We start from the raw sequence: 21,939 nt of genomic DNA on the forward strand, positions 1-21,939 counted from the left end.
TTGGCGTAACCTGGAATTCTGCTGGGGGTCAGGCGGAACCCACATGCCTTCTGTTCGATGAAATGGTCGCAAAAGAGCATGCTGTTCCATTTATGATGGATTCTATGAAAATGGATTCCACCGACATCCGCATTCTCGATATCCTGCAGCACGACGCCGAGCAGCAGGTGGCGCAGATTGCCGAGCAGGTCGGCCTGTCTGCCACACCCTGCTGGCGGCGCATCCAGCGCCTCAAGGCGGCGGGCGTCATCACACGGCAGGTGGCGTTGGTGGACCCGCAGAAGGTCAACGTGGGTGTGACGGTCTTCGTGTCGGTGCGCACGAGCACGCACACCCAGGCGTGGTTCGAGCAGTTCCGCGCCACCGTGCAGGCCATTCCCGAAGTGGTCGAGTTCTACCGCATGAGCGGCGACGTGGACTATCTGCTGCGGGTGGTGGTGCCGGACATCGCCGCCTACGACCGCGTCTACAAGCGCCTGACCGATGGCACCAGCCTGCACGACGTGAGCTCCAGCTTTGCCATGGAAGAGCTCAAGCTCACCACGGCGCTGCCGCTCACCTACGCAAAGTGAACACGCCATGAAAAAAGCCCGGTGCCTGAAAGGCAGCGGGCTTTGGCGTGAACGGAGGCAGGATCAGAACGGAATGTCGTCGTCCATGTCATCAAAACCGCTGGACTGCCGTGCCGGTGCTGCTGCCGGGGCCTGGCGCGGTGCAGCGGCCGGGGCGCGTGGGGCTGCAGCCGCCGGGCGCGAATAACCGCTACCGCCACCGCCGCCTTCCTCACCGCTGGGGCCGCCCATGCCCTGCCGGCCACCCAGCAGCTGCATTTCGCTGGCGATGATGTCCGTGGCGCTTTTCTCGATGCCATCCTTGTCGGTGTACTTGCGGTAGGTCAGGCGGCCTTCGACGTAGATGGGGGTACCTTTTTTCACATATTCGCCCACGATTTCGGCCAGGCGTTCGAAGAAGGTGACGCGGTGCCACTGGGTTTCTTCGATGAACTCGCCGGAGGTGCGGTCCTTGCGGCGACTGGTGGTGGCGATGCTGATGTTCGCCACGGCACCCCCCGAGGGCAGGTAGCGGATTTCGGGGTCGCGGCCGCAGTTGCCGACGAGGATGACTTTGTTGACAGATGCCATGGTGGTGTCCTGAGGTGGGGGCGGCAGCCCGCGTGGGCGCGGCCGCAAAAACGACCTGTCATTGTGCCGCAACTGCCGCGCTGCGACCGGGACGCCGCACAGCCGCGCCTTACACTGGCCGACCATGAAAGGCGAACCCGACTTCCTGCAGAACCTGCGCGACGAGATGGGCGACATGCGTCAGTGGCTGGACCGTGTGGTGGTCATCGGTTACGCCGTGCTCACCGGTCTCGCCGTGGTGCTGTTCACCTTGCTGGCAGACGCCGCGGTCGAGCTCTATGGCCAGCTGCGCGGTGGCTGGTGGTGGGCGCCGCTGTTGTGGACGCCCGCGCTCACCGCGCTGGTGGTGTGGGCCGTGCGCCGCTGGGCGCCGGGTGCGGCCGGCTCGGGCGTGCCGCAGGTGCTGACCGCGCTGGACCCGGCCACGCCGCTGAAAGAACGCTCGCGCTTCGTGTCGCTGCGCCTGAGCATCGCCAAGATCCTGGCGGTCTCGGGCGGCTTGCTGGCCGGCCTTTCCATCGGACGACAGGGACCTTCGGTGCAGGTGGCGGCCGGCATCATGCTGCACGCGCGGCGCTGGCTCTCGCCCGCCTCGGGCATCAGCGACCGCGAACTGCTGGTGGCCGGAGGCGCGGCCGGCATTGCCGCCGCGTTCAACACGCCCCTGGGTGGCATCGTGTTCGCCATCGAAGAGCTCTCGCGTCGCCTGCAGGACCGCAGCAGCGGCCTCATGCTCGCGGCCATCGTCATCGCCGGCCTGGTGGCCGTGTCCGCTTTCGGCAACCTGTCGTATTTCGGTCGCGTGCGTGCCGATGCGTTGTCGTGGTGGAACCTGTTGTTGCCGGGCGCCGTGGTGGCGATCGGTTGTGGTCTGCTGGGCGGCCTGCTGTCGCGCCTCATGCTGGCGTCGTTCACCGGCCTGCCGGATCGTTTTTGCGCCTACCGCCGCAAGCGGCCGGTAACCTTCGCCGCCTTCTGTGGATTCATGGTGGCGCTGATTGTGGTGGTCAGCAACGGTGCGACGGTGGGCGTGGGGCATGAGCACACGCGCGAGCTGCTGGATCAGGCGGCAAACGCCGAGGGCGGGCATCAGCCTTTCCTGTTCACCGGCCTGAAGTTCGTGGCTTCGTGGCTGTCCGCGTGGAGTGGCGTGCCGGGCGGCATCTTCGGGCCGAGCCTGTCGATCGGCGCCGGGCTGGGGGCCGATGTGGCCTGGCTGCTGGGTTCGCCGCATGGGGTGGCGCTGATCGCGCTGGGCATGTGCGGCTTTCTGGCGGCCGTCACGCAGACGCCCATCACCGCCATGATCATCGTGATGGAGATGACCGATGGCCATAACATGGTGCTGAGCCTGATGGCCTGCGCGCTGCTGGCCAGCCTGGTCTCTCGCATGATCAGCCGCCCGCTCTACAGCACCATGTCCTTGCTGATGATGCGTTCACTGCGCGAGCCCCGGCCGCTCGACGCCACCGGCTTGCCACCCACGACCGGCCCGTCAACGCTGCGTTGAAGAAGCGGCTGGCTTCATCGGCCACGCGATGACAAGCCAGACCAGCATGAGCACCGCGCTGGCGGCGAAGATGCCGGCGCTGCCCCAGGCCTTGACCACCACACCCCCCAGGCTGCCGCCGGCAAAAATGCCGAGCGACATGAGCGTGTTGTAGACACCCAGCGCCGCACCGCGCTGGCGAGGCTCTGCCAGGCGCGAGGCGAGGCTGGGCTGGCTGGCTTCCTGCGTGTTGAAGCCGACGAAATAAAGGCACAGCAGCAGCGCCGCCAGCCACAGCGAAGGGGCCTGCAGGCTGAACAGGAAACCCAGCTGCACCAGCGCGATGAGCGCGATCGAACCCAGGTACACGGCCTTGAAGTGGCCCATGCGCTCCAGGCGGAACAGCAGGCCGCCCATGATCAGCAGCGAAGCCAGCACGGCGGGCAGGTAGACCTTCCAGTGTTCGGCTGTGGGTATGCCGGTTTCCAGCAGCAGCGCGGGAACGGCCATCCACATGGCGATCTGTACCGCGTGCAGCACGAACACGCCCACATCGACGCGCAGCAGCTCGGCATTGGCCAGCACTTCGCGCAGGCCACCTCGGCCACCGACCTGCGGCAACGCAGGCTCGGGTGGCACCACCCAGACCACCACCGCCATGCCGGCGAGCGCGAGCACGGCAGTGAGGGCGAACAGGCCCTCCAGACCAATGTGTGGCACCAGCAGCGGTGCCATCACCAGGGAGAGCGCGAACATGAGCGCGATGCTGATGCCCACCAGCGCCATCGACTTGGTGCGCACCTGGTCGCGCGTGAGGTCGGCCAGCAGTGCGGTCACCGCCGCCGAGATGGCGCCCGCGCCCTGCAGCGCGCGCCCCGCCACCAGCCAGGGGAGCGAGGGCGCCCAGGCCGCCAGCAGGCTGCCCAGGGCGAACAGCGCGAGCCCGGCCAGGATCACCGGCTTGCGGCCGAGGCGGTCCGACGCCATGCCCAGCGGCACCTGCAGCAGCGCCTGTGTGAGCCCGTAGATGCCCATGGCCAGGCCCACCAGGGCGGGGTCGTCACCCCCAGGGTAGTGGCGGGCCTGCAGGGCGAACACCGGCAACACCAGGAACAGGCCCAGCATGCGAAGCGCGTAAATGGAAGCCAGCGCCCCGCTGGCGCGGCGCTCGGCAGGCGTCATGCGCATGCTGGCGTTCGGCTCGGACACCGGGTGTGAAAGGGCGGGTTGGGGGGACGACAAGGCAGGAGCGGCGGGTGGGCGGGAGAGCGGTATTGTCAGCGAAAGCGCCGGGCGCACCGGGTGGGTTCGCATGAAAACACAGGCCGGCTTATCATGTCGGGTTGCCCTGAACACCCCCGAGCGCGCCTTGAACCAGAACCTGCCACCGGCCCTGAACCTTACCGATCTGGCCCCGGCGTTGCGCCACGCCAGTGCCTTTTTGTCGGTGCGCGGCGCGCGCACGCACAACCTCAAGAACATCGACCTCGACATCCCCAAGCATTCGCTGGTGGTCATCACCGGGCTGTCGGGTTCGGGCAAGTCCAGCCTGGCGTTCGACACGCTGTACGCCGAAGGCCAGCGGCGCTACGTGGAAAGCCTGTCTGCCTACGCGCGCCAGTTCCTTCAGCTCATGGACAAGCCCGACGTGGACCTGATCGAGGGTCTCTCGCCGGCCATTGCCATCGAGCAGAAGGCGACTTCCCACAACCCGCGCTCCACCGTGGGCACGGTGACCGAGATTCACGACTACCTGCGCCTGCTGTTCGCGCGTGCCGGCACGCCGCATTGCCCCGATCACGACCTGCCGCTCACCTCGCAGAGCGTGGCGCAGATGGTGGACGCCGTGCTGGCCCTGCCCGAAGGCACACGCCTGATGATCCTGGCGCCCGTGGCGCGCGAGAAAAAGGGCGAGTTCGTCGAGCTGTTTGCCGACATGCAGGCCCAGGGTTATGTGCGTTTCCGCGTTGATGGCGCGGTGCTCGAGTTCGACGCCCTGCCGGCGCTGAAGAAGACCGAGAAGCACAACATCGACGTGGTGATCGACCGCATCAAGGTTCGCACCGATGGCGAAGACGAAGGGGTCAATCCACTTCGGCAGCGGCTGGCGGAGAGCTTTGAGGCTGCGCTGCGTCTGGCCGATGGCAAGGCCATCGCCATGGAAATGGACGGCGAGGAAGACACCAAGGCGGCGCCGCATGAGCACACGTTCTCCGCACGCTTCGCCTGCCCGCTGTGCCACTACACCGTGGGCGAGCTGGAACCGCGCCTGTTCTCTTTCAACTCCCCCATGGGCGCTTGCCCCACGTGCGATGGCCTGGGCCACACCGAGTTCTTCGACCCGGCGCGAGTGGTGGCCTTTCCCACCCTGAGTCTGGCCAGTGGCGCCATCAAAGGCTGGGACCGCCGCAACGGCTACTACTTCGCCATGATCGAAAGCCTGGCGGCTCACTACAAGTTCGACACCGAGGCGCCGTGGGAGTCGCTGCCCGATGCCGTGCGGCAGGTGCTGCTCTACGGTTCGGGCACGGAAGACGTGAAGTTCTCCTATGCGCTGGAATCGGGCGAACGCGCGGGCAAGCGCATCACTAAGAAGCACCCCTTCGAAGGCATCATCCGCAACTTCGAGCGCCGCTACCGCGAGACCGACAGCGTGGCCGTGCGCGAAGAGCTGGCGCGTTACCGCGCCGTGCAGCCTTGCCCGGACTGCGGTGGTTCGCGCCTGCGCCGCGAGGCGCGCCACGTGTTCGTGGGCGAGGGCGACCAGAAGCAGCCCATCTACAAGATCAGCCACGTCACGCTGGGCGAAGCGCTCAGCTACTTCCAGCGTCTGGAGCTCAAAGGGTCCAAGGCCGATATCGCCGCGCGCGTGATCAACGAAATACGCCAGCGCCTGAAGTTTCTGAACGACGTCGGTTTGAACTACCTGAGCCTCGACCGCAGCGCCGACACGCTCTCCGGTGGCGAGGCGCAGCGCATCCGCCTGGCCAGCCAGATCGGCAGTGGCCTCACGGGCGTGATGTACGTGCTCGACGAGCCCAGCATCGGCCTGCATCAGCGCGACAACGATCGGCTCATCGGCACCCTGCAGCACCTGCGCGACTTGGGCAACACGGTGATCGTGGTCGAGCACGACGAAGACATGATTCGCACCGCCGATCACGTGATCGACATGGGACCTGGCGCAGGCGTGCACGGTGGCCGCGTGATGGCGCAAGGCAGTTGTGCCGACGTGATGGCCGCGCCCGGCTCGCTCACCGGCCAGTACCTCAGCGGCGCGCGCCGCATTGCCGTGCCGGAGCGCCGCACGCCTTGGCTGCCCGTGGTGCACAAGGCCGGCGCGGCCGTTGCGCCGAAACCCAAGTTTCCGCCCAGCCCGGCCGCCGAGCGCCGCGCCGCGCGCGAAGCCGCGCACCAGGCCACGCTGGGCGAGCTGCAGGAAATCCGCGTGGTCAACGCCAGCGGGCACAACCTCCACGGGGTGAGTGCGGCCTTCCCGGTGGGCCTGCTCACCTGCGTCACGGGCGTTTCTGGTTCGGGCAAGTCCACGCTCGTCAACGACACGCTGTACGCCGCCGTTTCGCGCACGCTGTACCGCTCGCACGAAGAGCCCGCCGCGCACGAGGCGATCGAAGGCATCGAGCATTTCGACAAGGTCATCAATGTGGACCAGTCGCCCATCGGCCGCACGCCGCGCAGCAACCCGGCCACCTACACCGGGCTGTTCACCGGCATTCGCGAACTCATGGCCGAGGTGCCCACCGCGCGCGAACGCGGCTACGGCCCGGGCCGCTTCAGCTTCAACGTGGCGGGTGGCCGCTGCGAGGCCTGCCAGGGCGATGGCGTGGTCAAGGTCGAGATGCACTTTCTGCCCGACGTCTACGTGCCCTGCGAGGTCTGCCGCGGCCAGCGCTACAACCGCGAAACGCTGGACGTGCAGTACAAGGGCCGCAACATCGCGCAGATTCTGGACATGACTGTGGAACAGGCACACGCCTTCTTCAGCGCCGTGCCCACGCTGCACCGCAAGCTGCAGACCCTGCTCGACGTCGGCCTGTCCTACATCCAGCTCGGCCAGAGCGCCACCACGCTCTCGGGTGGCGAAGCGCAGCGCGTCAAGCTCGCGCTCGAACTCTCCAAGCGCGACACCGGCCGCACGCTCTACATCCTCGATGAACCCACCACCGGCCTGCACTTCGCTGACATCGAACTGCTGCTCAAGGTGCTGCACCAGCTGCGCGACGCCGGCAACACCATCGTGGTGATCGAACACAACCTGGACGTCATCAAGACCGCCGACTGGGTGATCGACATGGGCCCCGAAGGCGGTGCGGGCGGTGGCACGGTGGTGGCACAAGGCACGCCGGAAGACGTGGCGGCGAATGCGGCCAGCCACACGGGGCACTACCTGCGGCGGTTGCTGGAGCGCGTCAACCCGGACTGACTGCCGCTCAGTTGTTCCGGTACGCCAGCCCCACCGTCGCGCTGTAGACCGTCTTTCGCCCCACCAGCGGACTGCGCGCTGCTGCGCCCTGCAACTGCGATGCGCCGAGGCCGCCGTACATGACCCAGTTCCGGTTCAGCGCCGAGGTCAGGCGCCAGCCGACAGAGGCGCTGTCCCATCCCGAGCCGAGGCCGTAGGCCGGCAGGCCGGTGGCCAGGGCGGCCTCGGGGGCGATGCCGTAGTGCGTGTTGGCGTAGGTGGCGTTGGCCCAGCCGGCGCCCAGCGACAGGTCCCAATGCGTTTGCGACGAGATGGGATGGCGATAGCCCAGACCGCTGTCGATGCGCAGGCCGCCTTCGCGCCCGAGCAGGTCCTGCGAGCCGCGCACGGATGCGCTCCAGCGTTTGCTCAGGGCCACGTTGGCGGTTACGCGTCCGCGCAGCGTGCCGCGGACGTCGGGCAAGCCTCTCAAGCGGGCGTCACCGTCCCAGGAACGGCCTTCGTCGATGCGCAACGAGGTGCTGAGCGACCAGCGATCGCTGCCGGCCACCACCGTGCTCACCCCGGTGTCCACGGTCTGGCGGCCCTGGGTGAGCAGGGCGCTGGCGCCCGAGCTTGCGAAGCGGAAGCGCCCGAGTTGAAAGGCCCACATGGGGCGGGCGCGTGTGCTCTGGCTGGTGTCGCTGCCCAGTTGCGCAGCAGAAGAAACGACCGAGACACCGATCAAATAGTCGCGACTGGCTTCGAGCACGGCAGGTGCAGGCGGCTCATCGGCATGGGCCACGCCGGCAAGGCACAGCAGCCCGGCCTGCAGCGTTTTCGACGCGGCGTGGGCTCGCGGCATGGTCGATCAGAGGCGACCCAGATCTTCAATCGCATCCACCACCAGGCCCGTGCCGATGGCGATGAGCAGGATGTCGGCCGCGACGCGCACGTATTTGTGACCCGACGGCGGCAGGCCGAGCTGGATCGAGACGCCGCTGGGCACGGGGTAATACACCACGTCGCGCGGCAGCGGGCGACCCAGCTGCCACTTCTTCGCCTGGCCGGGGGGCAGGCAGCCGTTGTTCTTTTTGGCCAGGCCCGGTGGGCAGTTGCCGGCCTGGAAGCGCGGTGCGTAGTACTCGCGCGCGGCCATGCGCTGGGGCTCGCCGAAGTAGCCACCGATCTGCACGTTGATGGCGATGTTCGATGACGAAGATCCGCGGTCCCGATCGCGGCTGGGGGCGCGGTCGTCGTGCTGAAGTTCCTTCTTGTGCTTTTCGCCTTTGCCGGGCTTGCCGGCCCAATCGGGTTTTTCGGCCAGCGCTGAGGTGGTGCCCACGCCCATGGCGATGCCAAGGACCAGGGCGAGAGCGGAGATACGCGGGGTTGCAGAAGAGATCATGGTGGGGCTTCATAGGGTGATCCCAGCTTCAATGGCCGGGTGAGTGATTGTCGACCCCAGCCTTCAAAACGCGGTTACAGGCTGTAATCGCGCGCCTGTGTCACGGTACCGAGGTGGTGCGATCGGGCCCATGCTGGCAGACTCGCCGTTTTGCACCCCCGGTTCGCCACTCTCCCCCATGTCCCTGGAAACCGAACTCAAGCTCGAGCTGCACCCGCAGGACCTGCCACGTCTGCTGGCCCATCCCCTGCTCACCCAGCAGGCCCCCCGGCGCGAGCGCCTGCTCAACACCTATTTCGACACCTCCACGCTGGCGCTTCGCGCCCAGCGCATGGCCGTGCGCGAGCGCCGCGTGGGCCGACGCACGCTGCTCACCGTGAAGACGGCGGGCACCTCGGTGGGCGGACTCTCTCGGCGCGGCGAATGGGAGGCCACCACGCGGCCCGGCGCGTTCGATTTCGCGGCGCTGGTGGACGACGAGGCGCTGGCCCAGCAACTGATCCGCGTGGCCTGGCAACTGGTGCCGGTGTTCCGCACCGACTTCACGCGCCGCACCTGGCTGATCACGCACGGCGGCGCGCAGGTGGAGGTTGCGCTGGACCAGGGTTTCATTGCCACCGGCAGCCTGCGCCAGCCCATCCTCGAGCTCGAACTGGAGCTGCTGTCGGGCTCGGTGGATGCCCTGCTGGACCTCGCCCACACGCTGGCCCTGGGACCCAAAGGTCGTGCCACTGAAGGGCTGCGGCTGTTGCCGGCCAACCGCAGCAAGGCCGAACGCGGCTACGCACTTTTCATGGGTGAGCGGGCGCAGCCGCAGAAGGCCACACCGCTTCAGCTCGATCCCGGCATGCACCCCGTGCAGGCCTTTCGCGCCGCTGCGCTCGGGTGCCTGGCGCACCTGCAGGCCAATGAAGGCGGTGTGTGCCAGCACGGGCCGGACGGGGCCCCGCCCGATCCCGAGTTCGTGCACCAGGCGCGTGTGGCGCTGCGCCGCCTGCGCACTGGCCTGCGCCTGTTCCAGCCGCACCTGCCGATGCGTTTCGCCCGCCACTGGGCCGGCGAGTGGAAGCGCCTGGCCAACGAGCTCGGTGACGCGCGCAACTGGGACGTGTTCGCCACCGAGTGGCTGCCCGGCCTGCTGGCCGAACTGCCAACCAATTCCACATCCACCGATCAGATGGACGCCTTGCTGGCCTGGGTGAGCACCGAACGCCAGGCAGCTTGCGAGCGCGCGGACCATGCGCTCAGCGACAGCGCGCACGCCTTGCGCCTGCTCGCCTTCACCCGCGCGGTGCTGAGCCTGCAGCCGGCCGATCCGCCAGCCGGTTCGCCGTGGCCCGATGAGGGGCTGGCGCGTTGGGCGCACGACACCCTCCGCAAAGGCCACGCGGGCTTGCGGCGCGAGGCCCGCCAGGCACGGCGGCTGGGCCCGGAGGGCCGGCACGAGCTGCGCATCGCGCTCAAGAAGCTGCGCTATTCGCAGGAGTTTCTCGGCAGCCTGCTGCCGGCCAAAGGGCTGGCCCGCAGCGCCGCTGCCTTGTCGGACGCGCAGGCCTTGCTCGGCGGCCTCAACGACCTGAGCACCGCACAGGGCCTGCTGGCTCACGCCCCGGCCACGCTCGCGCCTTCGGTGGTGGCGGGTTTGCAGGCGGGGCTGCAGCAGCGGCTGGACACCGGTTTGCAAGCCTTGCCGGCGATGGAAGAAGCGCTGGAGCAGACCTCCACGCCCTGGCGCTAGAGCCCTGCGGCGTCAGGCCTGCGCACTCGGCCGCGCGGCGACGCGATCGCGCCAGGCCTGCAGCGCGTGCAGCCCCGATTCAGACGGCTTGAAGCGCAGCAAACGCGCGAACTCCACCGAGCAGAAGGCCGTGATGTCTGCAATCGTGAATCGATCTCCCGCCACCCATTCGTGGCGCTGCAGTTCGGCATCCAGCCAGGCGGCGGTTTCCATGGCTTTGGGCAACTGAGACTGGCCGAACTCGGCAAACTGCGGTTGCTCCAGTGGCGCCAGACCCGGGTGGGTGTGGCGAATTGCGTTGGCCAGCGGCAGCATGAGGTACCACTCCATGCGCCGATCGGCCATTTCGATGAAGGCGCGTTCGTCGGCGTCCACGCCCATCAGGTTGGGCGTGGGCTGGTGGCCTTCCAGCCAGGTGCAGATGGCGCGGGTTTCGCTCAGCGTGCGGCCGTCGTCCAGTTCCAGCACCGGCACGCGCGCCAGCGCGCTCTTGTGCCGGAATTCGGCGGCCTTGTGCTCACTGGCATTGAGGTCCACGTTGACCTGCTCGATGTGCTCGATACCCTTCTCGGCCATGAACATCTGCACGCGGCGCGGGTTCGGCGCGCGTGGCGCCACATAGAGCTTCATGCGGTGCCCCGGCCGGTTTCCACCATCGTGCGGGCTTGCTCGGAAAAGCGCTTGGCGGCCTCGTCGCCGTCGCGCGTCAGGTCCACCTTCGATGGCGGTTGTTCAATGCCGCGCTGCACCGCCGCACGCTGGCGGATCGCATCGCGCCAGCGTTTCAGATGCGGCAGGTCGTCGATCTCCACACCCGACCACCGGTGTGTGCGCACCCAGGCCCAGTTGGCGATGTCGGCAATGGAGTAATCGCCGGCCAGGTATTCGTGCTGTTGCAGATGGCCGTCGAGCACGCGGAACAGGCGCTTGCACTCGCCCTGGTAGCGGTCGATGGCGGCGGGAATCTTCTCAGGGAAGTAGCGGAAGAACACATTGGCCTGGCCCATCATCGGACCAATCCCGCCCATCTGGAACATGAGCCACTGCAGAACGCGCGAGCGGCCTTTGACATCGGTGGGCATGAGGCGCCCGGTTTTTTCAGCCAGGTAGATCAGGCACGCGCCCGACTCGAACACCGCGAAGTCGTCGGCCTCGCGATCGACGATGGCGGGAATGCGCCCGTTCGGATTGAGGGCCAGAAACGCCGGTGTGCGCTGTTCGCCGGCGGTGAGGTCGATCACCTTCAGCGTGTAGGGCAGGCCCAGTTCTTCCAGCGCGATGGACACCTTGTGTCCGTTGGGCGTGGCGGCGGTGTAGAGGTCGATCATGGAGGGCCCTGTTGAAAACCAGGGGCCATCCTATCGCCGATGCGAAATTCTTTCAGGCCATGAAGCCGAGATCGCGGGGGTAGTCGACGCTGTTGAAGTTGGTCAGGTTCGGCAGGATGCCGTTCATCTCGGCGCCCTGCACGCCGAACCAGGTGGCCATGGTGCCGGCGTACTGGTCCACCGACGTGCTGGGCAGAAGGCGGCCCTGGCCCACGTGCCACTGGTCGTTGGCGTCCACGCTGGAGTTCGTCACGCTCACCGGCGGCGCCTTGCCGTAGAAGGCCTTGCCGCGCACCGCGCCACCCACCATGAAGTGGTGGCTGCCCCAGCCGTGATCGGAGCCGTCGCCGTTGGAGGTGAGCGTGCGGCCGAAGTCCGAAGCGGTGAATGCGGTCACCTGGTTGGCCACGCCCAGCGCCACGGTGGAGGCGTGGAACGCAGTGAGCGCCGCGCTCAGCCTGCCCATCAGCGTGGCCTGGCCACCAATCAGGTTGTCGTGCAGATCGAAGCCGCCCATGGAGACGAAGAACACCTGGCGGCGGTTGCCCAGATCGTTGCGCGCCGCAATGAGGCGCGCCACCAGCTTGAGCTGATCGGCCAGGTTGTTGCCGGTGGGGAAGGCGCTGAACGCGGCGCCGTTGGCGGGGTAGCTGGCCAATGCGGCGGTGATGGCGCTCTCGGCACCCACGGCGCGTGCGGTCACGAGGTTGTATTCGTTCTCCAGCACGTGCGTGCGCGTCTGCAGCGCCAGCTGCGTCATGGCGCCGCGCACGGCCGCCGAGTTGTACACATTGCCGTTGAGCGCGTTGATCTTCACCGCGCCGCCGGTGCTGACCTGGTAGGACAGCGCGGAATCGCCCGACAGGAACACCGTGTTGCCCGTGACTGAAATGCAGGTGAGCACGCGGCTGGTGTTGGAGGACAGCGCAAGGTCGCCGATGTGGCCGCCCCAGCCGGTGGTGGCGCCTTCGGGTTGCGACGACTGCCACACCGATTGCTGGTCGTTGTGCGAGAACAGCTTGGGTGGAATGGGGTAGAGCGTGCGGTTGCTGCCCTGGTACTGCTGCCGCGTGATGGGCACCACCAGCGGCCCCACGTTGAGCTGCACCGCCGCGGCACCGCTGTTGAACAGGCCGGCCAGCCCGGTCATGGCGGGGTGCATGGCGTACTGCTTGCCGCCGGGGAGCGCCACGGTGGGGTTGAGCAGCGTGGGGGTGAGGTCGGCCTGCGCCAGCGCAATGCCACCCGCCGTGCGGCCCGCACCACCACCACGAATCGCGCTGTACTGGTCGTAGCTGGCGTTGTCGTAGTTGATGACGGTGTTGGCGTAGTCGTTGCCCCCGTTGAGGAACACGCAGACCAGGGCTTTGTAGTCGGTGGCATCGAAGGCGGCGGCATCGGCCATGGCCGCGAGGTTCAGCGCGGTGGGCAGCGCCGCGCCCGTGAAGGCGAGTTGACCGGCACGGCGCAGGAAGGCGCGGCGTGTGTGTTTGTCGGGTTGAATGAAATGCATGGTGTGCCCCTTACTTCTGGATCAGGTATTCGGCCGAAGCCATCACCATCAGGATCGCCGCCCACACGCGCCGGCGCCTCACGGTGTCGGAGCTGGTGCCATCCACAGGTGTGGCGTTGAGCGCTGTCACCATCAGTTGTCGGGAGTTGGCGGAGAGCTGGCCGGCGGTGAGCACCAGCGCGAGGTGATCGACCAGCGCGGTGGCATTGGTCACCAACGTGAGTTCGCGGGCGTAGTTGGCCACCACGTCGTAGGCGTAGTTGTTGTAGGCCGCCTGCGGCACGCCCGGGTTGGGGCAGTTGATGCCGCGCTCGATCAATCCCTGCATGAAGTTGAGGTAACCGCCCACCGACGTTTCATTGACAAGCTGGAACTCAGGTGCGGTGGCGCCCGATGCCGAAAGCGCCGTGCCCGGGGGCACGTAACCGGGGCGGAAGAAGTTGAACACCGAAGGCGGTCGCAAAGGGCTCTGGCCGATCTGGTTTGCCGGGTTCACCAGTTCGAAGATCTTCCAGCTGCCGGCAAGCGACGTGCCCCCGAAGGTGCGCGCCCACTGCACGAAGCGCACCATGGGTTCACGCAGTTTGCCGAAGGTGGTGCTTTGCAGCGACTGCTGGCCGCGCGCCTCGTCGTCGAGCAAGATCGCCACCCAGACCGCTTTCAGATCGCCCCGCACACCCGAACCGTTGTTGTTGAAGCGAGCCGCCACCCGCGCCACGTAGGCCGGACTGGGGTTGCTCGTCACCAGCCGCTGGATCATCTGGCGCGCGAAGAACGGGCCCACGTTCGGGTGGTTGTACAGCGCGTCGAGCGCGATGCGCAGCGCCTCGCGACCCGGTGTGTTCGCCGGCACCGTCACACCGAGGAACGTGGCCGCCAGGTTGGAGTGGCGGCTCGCGTTGAGCGACATTGGCTTGCGCGCGAACTCCTTGGACTCGATGGTGTAGGTCTGGCCCGGCACCGTGTGGCGGATGTTGTCGGAGCGGTCGAAGTCGTAACCCGTGAACACGCGCGCCAGGTTGGTCACGTCGTCCTGCGTGTAGCTCTCCAGCGGCACGCCGCCACTGGTTTGAACCGAGCCGTCCAGGTTGAGCCGGTACACGCCCAGACTGAAGAGCTGCATCACCTCGCGTGAGTAGTTCTCGTCGGGCACACGGCCGGTGGACGTGTTCTCTTTCTGGTTGCCTTTGGTGTTGAGGAAGTACCCCATCGCCGGATGCAACGTCACGTCTTCGAGCAACTGGCGGTAGTTGCCGAAGGCGTTGCGCATCAGCGTGTCCCACCAGCTGGCATAGGCATGGGCACGCCAGGTGAACTCGGCCGTGGTCAGTGAAGTGACGAAGAATTCCGAGAGCGCCAGCGCCACGCGCTTGCGCATCATGTCCGGACCGCTGAGCAGCTGGTTCCAGATCATGAAGTCGGCGGGGTAGTGGTTGAAGAAATAGTGGTTCGTGTCCACCGCGCCGTACCCACGCGCTTCGAGCCAGTTCCAGCCGGTGATGCTTCGGTAGTTGGCGAACTGGTTGGCGAGCCATTGCGCGTAGCTGCCGTTGTTCCGCAACTCGGTGATTTCCGCGTTGGTCGACGAGAACTGCGCCTGCTGCAGGAACCGCGCGGCATCGGCGTCGGAGGCCGGCGCGGCGTGAGTGAATCCGCTGGTGGGAAAGTCGACCACCCCAACGGCGGGTGGTGCTTCGGGGGTGTCTCCACCACCACCACCGCCACCGCAGGCGGCGAGCAAGGCGGCAGCGGCTGCCGCCGTGGCCAGTGGCGCCAGGTTCATGGACTCTGGTGCATGTTCAGGCGCGTCAACGCCGGCGGGTTTCGGGGGCGACTCGATGTCCGTCATGGGATTCCTCCTCGGTTCAACGAGCGCGAGTCTAGGTGGCTGCTTTTTTTTACAAGCCCGATTTTCAAGTCGTTACAGGTGGGTGTGGCGCCCGAGCGGCAGCCGCCAGACGGTCATGCCGCTCGGCGTTGAGCGGCTGCCGCTGGTCGAAAGTCAGGTGCGCGCGGCGCGCAATTCGTCCCGCGTTTTCAGCGCGGCGAGGCGTGCGGCGGCGGCAAAGTCGGCTCCGCTGGAGGCATACAGAATGGCGCGCGAAGAGTTCACGATGATGGCGCCGGTGGTGGTTTCACCCTGTGTGCGCAGGCCGGCTTTCACAGTGGCCACCGCGTCGCCCCCTTGTGCGCCCACACCAGGAATCAGCAGGGGCAACGTGGGTGCAATGGCGCGCACGCGCTCGATTTCTGCGGGGTAGGTGGCGCCCACCACCAGGCCGAGCTGACCATTGAGGTTCCACGGGCCTTGTGCCAGGCGCGCCACATGTTCATACAGAAGAGGCTGGCCGTCCACCGAGGCCAGGCGCTGGTTCTGCAGGTCGTCGCCACCGGGGTTGGAGGTGCGGCACAAGAGGAACGCGCCCTTGCCGTGAAATTGCAGATAGGGTTGCACCGAGTCGAAGCCCATGAAGGGAGAGAGCGTGACGGCGTCGGCCCCGTAGCGCTCGAAGGCTTCAATGGCATATTGCTGCGCGGTGCTGCCGATGTCGCCGCGCTTGGCGTCCAGGATCACCGGCACTTGCGGCGCGGTGCGGCGCATGAACGCCATCAGGCGTTCGAGCTGTTCTTCGGCGCGGTGTGCGGCGAAGTAGGCGATCTGGGGCTTGAACGCAATGGCCGTGTCGGCCGTGGCCTCGACGATGGCGGCGCAGAAATCGTAGATGCGGCTGGCGTCGTTTTTCAGGTGAGCGGGAAACCGGGCGGGATCGGGGTCCAGGCCCACGCACAGCAGGGAACGGTTCAGGCGCTCGGCGCTGCTCAGCTTGTCGAGAAAAGTCATGGAGGTAATTCTAGTTGCCGGGGTTTGCCCCCACGCTCCACCGCTGCGCGGGTCGCTGCCCCCCGCGGGGGTTGGCCTTGCTTGGGGCGGCCCGGCGCTGCGGCCCCTATAGTTCGCCTCATGCAAGCCCTCTCCCGCCGGCAACTCGTCGTCCTCGTTCTGCTCACGCTGGTGTGGGGCATCAACTGGCCCATCATGAAGCTGGGCGTGAGCGATTTTCCGCCGCTCACGTTCCGCACGCTCAGCATGTGGATCGGTTTGCCGTTTCTGGCGCTCGTGCTGGTGTGGCGGCGGGTGTCGTTTCGCATCGAGCGTGCGCACTGGCGCGAGGTGGGCGTGCTCACCTTGTTCAACATGCTGATCTGGCACACGCTGGTGATGCTGGCGATCCAGACGCTCTCCAGCGGGCGCACGGCGATCCTGGGCTACACCATGCCGGTGTTCTCCGCCATGGTGGGTGCGTGGTGGTTTGGTCAACGTCTGGCAGGGCGCGCCTGGGGCGGCGTGGCGGCGGCGGCCACTGGCGTGGTGCTGCTGCTCTGGCACGAGGTCACGCAGCTCTCCGGCGGGCCGATGGGGGTGGCCCTGATGCTGCTGGCGGCGGTGGCCTGGGCCTTCGGCACGCAGATGATGCGCCGCACGAAGCTGCCGGAATCCACGCTCACGATCTCGTTCTGGATGACGGTGATCACCATGTTCTGGATGACCGCGCTGGCCGTGGTGTTCGAGCGTGAAGCCTGGAAGTGGCCGACGTTGCCGGTGTGGAGCGCGATTGTCTACAACGCGCTGGGCGTGTTCGCCTTTGCGCAGGTGGCGTGGCTCTCGCTCGCGCGCGATCTGCCCCCGATCGCTTCTACGCTGTCGGTGATGTTCATTCCAGTGCTGGGTGTGTTCAGCGGCGCACTCTGGCTCGGCGAGGTGCTGCACTGGCAGGACTGGGCTGCGGTAGTCCTGATCCTGTTTGCCATTGCAACCGTGCTCTGGCCCCCACGGAGCGCCAGCAGCTGAGTTCAGCGTTCCAGTACGTCCATCGCCAGGCAAAGATCGGCCCAGGCCTTGCCCTTGTCGGTGGGCGTGCGCAGCAGGTAGGCCGGGTGGTAGCTCACGATCACCGGCACGCCTTCGTAATGGTGTACCCGGCCGCGCAGGCGACCGATGGGCTCGGTGGTCTTGAGCAGTGCCTGCACCGCGAAGCGCCCCATGGCGACGATGACGCGCGGCTTGACCAGCGCCACCTGGCGCGCAAGGTACGGCTCGCACTGCACCACTTCTTCGGGCAGTGGATTGCGGTTGGCTGGCGGGCGGCACTTGAGCACATTGGCAATGAACGCGCCTTGTGCCCCCTGGCCGGTGCGGCTGCGGCCCACGGCGTGCAGCATGTTGTCGAGCAATTCGCCGGCCGCGCCCACGAAGGGCTCGCCACGCAGGTCCTCGTTTTCGCCGGGCGCCTCGCCCACGATCATCCAGTCGGCCTGCTCGTCGCCCACGCCGAACACGGTGTTCTTGCGGCTCTTGCACAAGCCGCAGGCTTCACAACCCGCGACCGTCTCGCGCAAGGTTGCCCAGTCCATGGTGTGCACGCTTCCGGCCCGGGAAGGGCGCATGTCCACCACGGCTTCTGCCACGGCTGGCGAAGGCGCGCGGTTGGACGGGGCTGCAGGGCGGACCGCAACCGGTGAGGCCGCTGCAGGCGGCAGCGGAACCGCTGCAACGGTGGCCGGCCGCGGCTTGGGCGCCCACACGCGCACACCCATTTCGGCCAGCATGGCGCGCTGGCGCGCATCAAGCTGCGGCACAAAGGAGGTATCGACCGTTTCGCTCATGGCGGACTCGCGGTGGGCTCTTCGAGTTGCAGGCTCATCACCACTGCATCTTCGCGCTGGATGTGTCCCGTGGGGTAGTAGCCCTTGCGCACGCCCACCTGCTTGAAGCCGTACCCCTCGTAGAGGCGACGCGCCGGCGCATTGCTCTCGCGCACTTCCAGCCACAGCCAGTGCGCCTGCTGGCCCCGCGACCAGAGCGCAAGCGCGTCGAGCATGAAGCGCGCCCAGCCCTGCCGCTGGTGCGCCGGCGCTACGGTTATGTTGAGGAGGTGCACCTCGTCCACCCCCGACATGGCCACGAGGTAGCCGAGCAGGCGGCGCCCATCGGCTCGCTCACTGGCCGTGTTCTCACCCGGCAGCGATTCGCCCAGCAGCATCACGGCGGGGTAGCCGGCCTGCAGCGAATCCCGGAAATGCTTGCGCGACCAGGGGTGTGCGTAGGCGCTCATCTCCAGCGCATGGACGGCATCGAGGTCGGGCGTGGTCATGGGCTCGAAGGCCACGCGCCGCTCCGCCTGTGCAGCTGGGCCAGGGCGGGTCATGGGGGTGGAAGAGCCTGGCCAGAGGCCGCTGGCCCAGGCCGGGAGTTCGACACCTGCACCCACGCGCCCCATGGCGCCGCCGTTCCAGGAGCCGCTCATGGGGTCACCTCCGCGTTGCGCACGGCGGTGCGCTGGCCCTCGCGTTCGGCCGTGGTTTTCGCCACCTTGTCTCGCACGTAGAGCGGCAGTGCGTCCCGGGCCGCCAGGCCACCCCCGCCCGCGAGCAGGCGCGGCGCGAGGCGCAGCAAGGCGCTGGCGGTGGGCAGGGCGCTCGCATGCGCGCCCCGCACGCTGGTCAGCAGATCGGGGTAGGCGTGCAGCGCATTGCCCACCAGCAGCGGGATGGGGCCGACGGGCAATACGCCGTCAAGGTAACCAGCCAGGTCGGCCGGGGCGCACAGGCGCGCGGGGGCGAGTGCGCGCAAGCCATCGGCACTGAGCGCATACGGCGCCACGTACAGCTCGCTCATGCGCGCATCCAGCAGCACCACGATGTGGCCGGGCAGCGGTTCGCCGCGTTGCTCCGTGGCGTGGCGGGCTTCTTCGGCAAGCGCGAGCAGGGTGTCCACTGGCAGCACCGGAATGCCCCCCGGCCGCGCGCCGTAGGCCAGGCCCTGGGCCACCGCGCAGGCGGTGCGCAGACCGGTGAACGAACCCGGACCTCGGCCGAACACCACCGCATCGAGGCTGGCCAGCGGCCAGTCGGCCTGGTTCAGCAGGTCACGCACCAAGGGCAGCAGCGTGGCCGATGCCTGCGCGCCGCCCGGGCCGCTGTGCAGCCACATGGCACCGCCCGGCGCGCCGGAACCCAGGGCCACCGAGAGGGTGTCGGTGCTGGTTTCTATGGCAAGCAGGCGCGTCGTTTCGGGCATCCGGGCATTATCGGCCACCGTGTCAGGTTGCACGGTCGGGCGGCAGTCTGTCTCTCTCTCGCCTCAATGCGTGCCTGCAGGCCCCCCGTGGCACTTCGCGCGTTTCATAATGAAACGGTCATGCCGATTTCCCAACTTTTCAATCAGCTCACCCTCCTGCCTCGCCACTTGCGCGTGCTGGTCATTGGCCTGTTGACGGGCCTGTGCCTGCCCGCCTGCGCGCAGTTGCCCGGCCGGGGCGATCCGCTGCCGCCAGCGGTGCTCGCCGCGCTGCAGCGAGCCCAGGTGCCGCCGAGCGCCTTGTCCACGCTGGTGGTGTCCATCGAACCCGGTGGCCATGAGCGCCTGCGCCACCGGGCCAACACCTCGGTCAACCCGGCATCGGTGATGAAGCTGGTGACCACCTACGCCGCCATCGACATGCTGGGCGCCGACTTCACCTGGGCCACCCGTTTCTACACCGATGGGGTGGTCGAGGGCGGCGTGCTGCGCGGCAACCTGTATGTGCGCGGCGGCGGCGACCCCAAGCTCGTGCTCGAGCGCATTCAGCAGGCCTTTCTTGCGCTGCAGGCGCAGGGCGTGAACGTGATCCTGGGCGATATGGTGCTCGACCACAGCGCCTTCGAGCTGCCCCTGATCGACCCCGGCGCCTTCGACGGCGAAGCCCTGCGCCCCTACAACGCCACGCCCGATGCGCTGCTGGTGAACTTCAAGTCGGTCATCCTCACCTTTGCGCCCGACCCCGCCAACGGCGTGGCCCGCGTGTTCAGCGAGCCGCCCATGGCGCGGCTGACCATCGACGCCACCGTGCCGCTGGCGCGCGCGGGCACCTGCGGCGACTGGCGCGGCGGCTTGCTGGCGCGCTTCGACGACGCCAACGCCATCCGCTTCGAAGGCCGCTACCCGCAGAGCTGCGGCGAACTCAAGTGGCCGGTGGCCTACCAGGAGCCTGGCACCTACGCCGCGCGCGCCATGGAAGGCGTGTGGCGTGCCGCCGGTGGCTCCATCACCGGCGCCGTGCGCACCGGCCTCACCCCGCCCGGCGTGCAGTTGCTGCACGAAGCGCGCTCGCTGCCGCTGTCCGAAATCATCGTGGACGTGAACCAGTGGAGCAACAACGTGATGGCGCAGCAGTTGTTCCTCACGCTCGGACAACTCTCACCGGTCAACTACGTGTCGCAAGGCTCCATCGCCGACCGCCAGACGCTGGTGCGCCCCGGCCGCTTCGAGCGCTCGCGCGAAGTGATGGCCGAATGGTGGCAACGCACCTTCGGCCCGCGCGCCATTGCGCCTGTGCTCGACAACGGCTCCGGCCTCTCGCGCGACGAACGCATCACCCCCGAATCGCTCGCCGGCCTGCTGCGACACGCCGCCCTGCATCCGCAGGGTGCGCAGTTCGTGCAGTCGCTCTCGGTGGCCGGCGTCAATGGCACCGCTTCGCGCCTGGCGCGCGGCCCCACCAGCGCCGCACGCGGCAACGCCTGGATCAAGACCGGCACCCTGCGCGACGTGACCGGCATCGCCGGTTACGTCAACGCCGTCAACGGCGCCCGCTACGCCGTGGTCGGCTTCATCAACCACCCGAATGCGCCAGCGGCGCGGCCGGCGCTGGATGCGCTGCTGGAGTGGGTGGCGCAGCAGCCGGATTGATCAGTCCGCCCCGGTCGTGAACGAAAACGTCTTGAGAAACGACACTCCGTTGTTCGTGCCACCGAGCGACACCCGATACGTGGTGAAGGCGGTCAGGGGCGCGTCAGCTGCCACATAGCCCTGGTGCGCGCCGAACGCGCCGAGGTGGTCGTTGGCGCCGGTGATGGGTGGGCGCAGCGGCACGGTGAAACCGCTGCTGGTGTTGGTGAGCACGGTGCTGGTGATCGTGAGCGTGTGGCCTTCCTTGAGGCTGACCATGATCGACGTGCCCAGGGGGCTGGTCGAAAGATCGCGTCCCGGCACCGGATTCGGTTCTTCGTGGTACAGCGCGGCGGCGACGTTGCTGTCGCCATCGCAGGGGTAGGTCAGCACGGCGTTGTCGTCCTGCGCGGCCGCCTGGCTGCCTGCGCTTGTCTGGTAGCCAGTGTTGAACACGATCGACCGGCGGCCGGCCCCGGGGGTGCTGGCATCGGGCGCGCCGGCATCGATGGCGTTGCGAATGGCGACGCCCACGTCGCGGTAGCCGTCGAGCATGGCGTTGGCGTGGTAGGGCGCGTTGAGCAGACTGCGCGTGCCACCGATGCCGAAGCCGATGGTGTCGTTGCCATCAACATCGCTGCTGTAGTAGGCCAGTTGCTCGGAGACCGCAGCCTGCAAAGAACTGGTCAGATAGCCTGCGGCAATCATGCGATCGAGCGGCGCGGCTCCAGTGAAATGCGCCGAGCCAGTCGTTTGTGTGTGGCTGAAGGCTGCGTGGTAGGCGAGCCACCGGGCGTGTCCCGCAGCGCTCGTGTCGAGCGCCGTGTGCTGGGCGAGCTGCCCGTGGCCGCAGCGGCCGCGGATTTCATTGAGCGTGGTGAACGCCTGCAGTTCTTCGGAAAGCGCTGCGTAGCTTGGCGTGGGCACGGTGAGTTGCAGGCCGGCGTTGACAGATGCGGAGTTGGCTGCCGTGCCTTCGTCTTCGTCACCGCCCCCGCCCCCGCAGCCGGCCAGCGCAAGGGTGAGCGCCACGGCGGGCAGAAATCTGTTGATCATGGGTTTCCCTGGTTCGCGCCTCCTCGGTGGGTCGCGGCGTTTTAGAAGCCTGAAATGATAACAAAAGTACTCATTTCAGCGCTTCAGATCCGGTTCAGATCCGGCACTGATGAACGACGTGGTCCGTATCATTC

General features: G+C 67.5%; 19 protein-coding genes. 6 read left to right on the top strand and 13 right to left on the bottom strand.

Going from position 1 to position 21,939, the window contains the following annotated elements:
* Positions 1-110 precede the first annotated feature (110 nt).
* On the top strand, positions 111-572 hold the full coding sequence (locus CAP37_RS00275) for an Lrp/AsnC family transcriptional regulator (protein ID WP_086124743.1): 462 nt from the start codon (positions 111-113) through the stop codon (positions 570-572).
* Between the two features lie 63 nt (positions 573-635).
* Here CAP37_RS00275 and ssb read toward each other — a convergent pair whose 3' ends face one another.
* Entirely contained in the window at positions 636-1,142 is a 507-nt protein-coding gene (gene ssb / locus CAP37_RS00280; protein WP_086122319.1) for a single-stranded DNA-binding protein, read from the bottom strand.
* Positions 1,143-1,266: 124 nt separating this feature from the next.
* On the opposite strand from ssb, the gene CAP37_RS00285 reads away from it, so the two are divergent.
* Positions 1,267-2,652 (top strand): chloride channel protein, encoded by a 1,386-nt coding sequence (locus CAP37_RS00285; RefSeq protein ID WP_086122320.1) that lies wholly within the window; start codon positions 1,267-1,269, stop codon positions 2,650-2,652.
* Here CAP37_RS00285 and CAP37_RS00290 read toward each other — a convergent pair.
* Positions 2,638-3,813, bottom strand: a complete 1,176-nt coding sequence (locus CAP37_RS00290) for an MFS transporter (protein ID WP_086124744.1) — start codon at positions 3,811-3,813, stop codon at positions 2,638-2,640. The genes CAP37_RS00285 and CAP37_RS00290 overlap by 15 nt on opposite strands.
* Positions 3,814-3,943: 130 nt before the next feature.
* Between CAP37_RS00290 and uvrA the strand changes: the two genes are divergently transcribed.
* Positions 3,944-7,075 carry an excinuclease ABC subunit UvrA gene (gene uvrA, locus CAP37_RS00295; protein ID WP_086122321.1) on the top strand — a complete coding sequence of 1,044 codons (3,132 nt, stop codon included), beginning with the start codon at positions 3,944-3,946 and terminating at the stop codon, positions 7,073-7,075.
* A gap of 7 nt (positions 7,076-7,082) precedes the next feature.
* Here uvrA and CAP37_RS00300 read toward each other — a convergent pair whose 3' ends face one another.
* Both CAP37_RS00300 and CAP37_RS00305 read right to left on the bottom strand, forming a co-directional pair.
* Complete coding sequence (locus CAP37_RS00300) at positions 7,083-7,919, bottom strand: MipA/OmpV family protein (protein WP_086122322.1); 837 nt, start codon at positions 7,917-7,919, stop codon at positions 7,083-7,085.
* A gap of 6 nt (positions 7,920-7,925) precedes the next feature.
* Positions 7,926-8,462, bottom strand: a complete 537-nt coding sequence (locus CAP37_RS00305) for an RcnB family protein (protein WP_218776818.1) — start codon at positions 8,460-8,462, stop codon at positions 7,926-7,928.
* Positions 8,463-8,640: 178 nt separating this feature from the next.
* Here CAP37_RS00305 and CAP37_RS00310 point away from each other — a divergent pair, with 178 nt between their 5' ends.
* Complete coding sequence (locus tag CAP37_RS00310; protein ID WP_179190094.1) at positions 8,641-10,200, top strand: CYTH and CHAD domain-containing protein; 1,560 nt, start codon at positions 8,641-8,643, stop codon at positions 10,198-10,200.
* 12 nt (positions 10,201-10,212) lie between these two features.
* Here CAP37_RS00310 and CAP37_RS00315 read toward each other — a convergent pair whose 3' ends face one another.
* The 5 genes from CAP37_RS00315 to pyrF all read right to left on the bottom strand — a co-directional run bounded on the left by CAP37_RS00315 (position 10,213) and on the right by pyrF (position 15,883).
* Positions 10,213-10,830: a glutathione S-transferase family protein gene (locus CAP37_RS00315; RefSeq protein ID WP_086122324.1), complete on the bottom strand. Its 618-nt coding sequence runs from the start codon at positions 10,828-10,830 to the stop codon at positions 10,213-10,215.
* Positions 10,827-11,528, bottom strand: coding sequence for a glutathione S-transferase family protein (locus CAP37_RS00320; RefSeq protein ID WP_086122325.1), 702 nt, complete (start codon positions 11,526-11,528; stop codon positions 10,827-10,829). The genes CAP37_RS00315 and CAP37_RS00320 overlap by 4 nt, the downstream gene beginning before the upstream one ends.
* Positions 11,529-11,580: 52 nt before the next feature.
* On the bottom strand, positions 11,581-13,041 hold the full coding sequence (locus CAP37_RS00325; protein ID WP_086122326.1) for a DUF1501 domain-containing protein: 1,461 nt from the start codon (positions 13,039-13,041) through the stop codon (positions 11,581-11,583).
* 10 nt (positions 13,042-13,051) lie between these two features.
* Positions 13,052-14,890 carry a DUF1800 family protein gene (locus tag CAP37_RS00330; protein WP_086122327.1) on the bottom strand — a complete coding sequence of 613 codons (1,839 nt, stop codon included), beginning with the start codon at positions 14,888-14,890 and terminating at the stop codon, positions 13,052-13,054.
* A gap of 153 nt (positions 14,891-15,043) precedes the next feature.
* Positions 15,044-15,883, bottom strand: a complete 840-nt coding sequence (gene pyrF, locus CAP37_RS00335; RefSeq protein WP_086122328.1) for an orotidine-5'-phosphate decarboxylase — start codon at positions 15,881-15,883, stop codon at positions 15,044-15,046.
* A 120-nt stretch (positions 15,884-16,003) separates the two neighbouring features.
* On the opposite strand from pyrF, the gene CAP37_RS00340 reads away from it, so the two are divergent.
* Positions 16,004-16,891 carry a DMT family transporter gene (locus CAP37_RS00340; protein WP_086122329.1) on the top strand — a complete coding sequence of 296 codons (888 nt, stop codon included), beginning with the start codon at positions 16,004-16,006 and terminating at the stop codon, positions 16,889-16,891.
* A 2-nt stretch (positions 16,892-16,893) separates the two neighbouring features.
* Here the strand turns inward: CAP37_RS00340 and CAP37_RS00345 are convergent, their stop codons facing one another.
* The 3 genes from CAP37_RS00345 to tsaB form a co-directional block, all read right to left on the bottom strand.
* Positions 16,894-17,706, bottom strand: a complete 813-nt coding sequence (locus CAP37_RS00345) for a uracil-DNA glycosylase family protein (RefSeq protein WP_086122330.1) — start codon at positions 17,704-17,706, stop codon at positions 16,894-16,896.
* Positions 17,703-18,248, bottom strand: coding sequence for a ribosomal protein S18-alanine N-acetyltransferase (rimI, locus tag CAP37_RS00350; protein WP_086124746.1), 546 nt, complete (start codon positions 18,246-18,248; stop codon positions 17,703-17,705). The genes CAP37_RS00345 and rimI overlap by 4 nt, the downstream gene beginning before the upstream one ends.
* Before the next feature lie 95 nt (positions 18,249-18,343).
* Positions 18,344-19,120 carry a tRNA (adenosine(37)-N6)-threonylcarbamoyltransferase complex dimerization subunit type 1 TsaB gene (tsaB, locus tag CAP37_RS00355; protein ID WP_086122331.1) on the bottom strand — a complete coding sequence of 259 codons (777 nt, stop codon included), beginning with the start codon at positions 19,118-19,120 and terminating at the stop codon, positions 18,344-18,346.
* Between the two features lie 120 nt (positions 19,121-19,240).
* On the opposite strand from tsaB, the gene dacB reads away from it, so the two are divergent.
* Positions 19,241-20,770: a D-alanyl-D-alanine carboxypeptidase/D-alanyl-D-alanine-endopeptidase gene (dacB, locus tag CAP37_RS00360; protein ID WP_086122332.1), complete on the top strand. Its 1,530-nt coding sequence runs from the start codon at positions 19,241-19,243 to the stop codon at positions 20,768-20,770.
* Here dacB and CAP37_RS00365 read toward each other — a convergent pair whose 3' ends face one another.
* Entirely contained in the window at positions 20,771-21,805 is a 1,035-nt protein-coding gene (locus CAP37_RS00365) for a CAP domain-containing protein (protein ID WP_086122333.1), read from the bottom strand.
* Positions 21,806-21,939: the final 134 nt, after the last annotated feature.

The organism is Hydrogenophaga sp. IBVHS1 (genome assembly GCF_002127265.1).
GTDB lineage: Bacteria > Pseudomonadota > Gammaproteobacteria > Burkholderiales > Burkholderiaceae_C > Hydrogenophaga.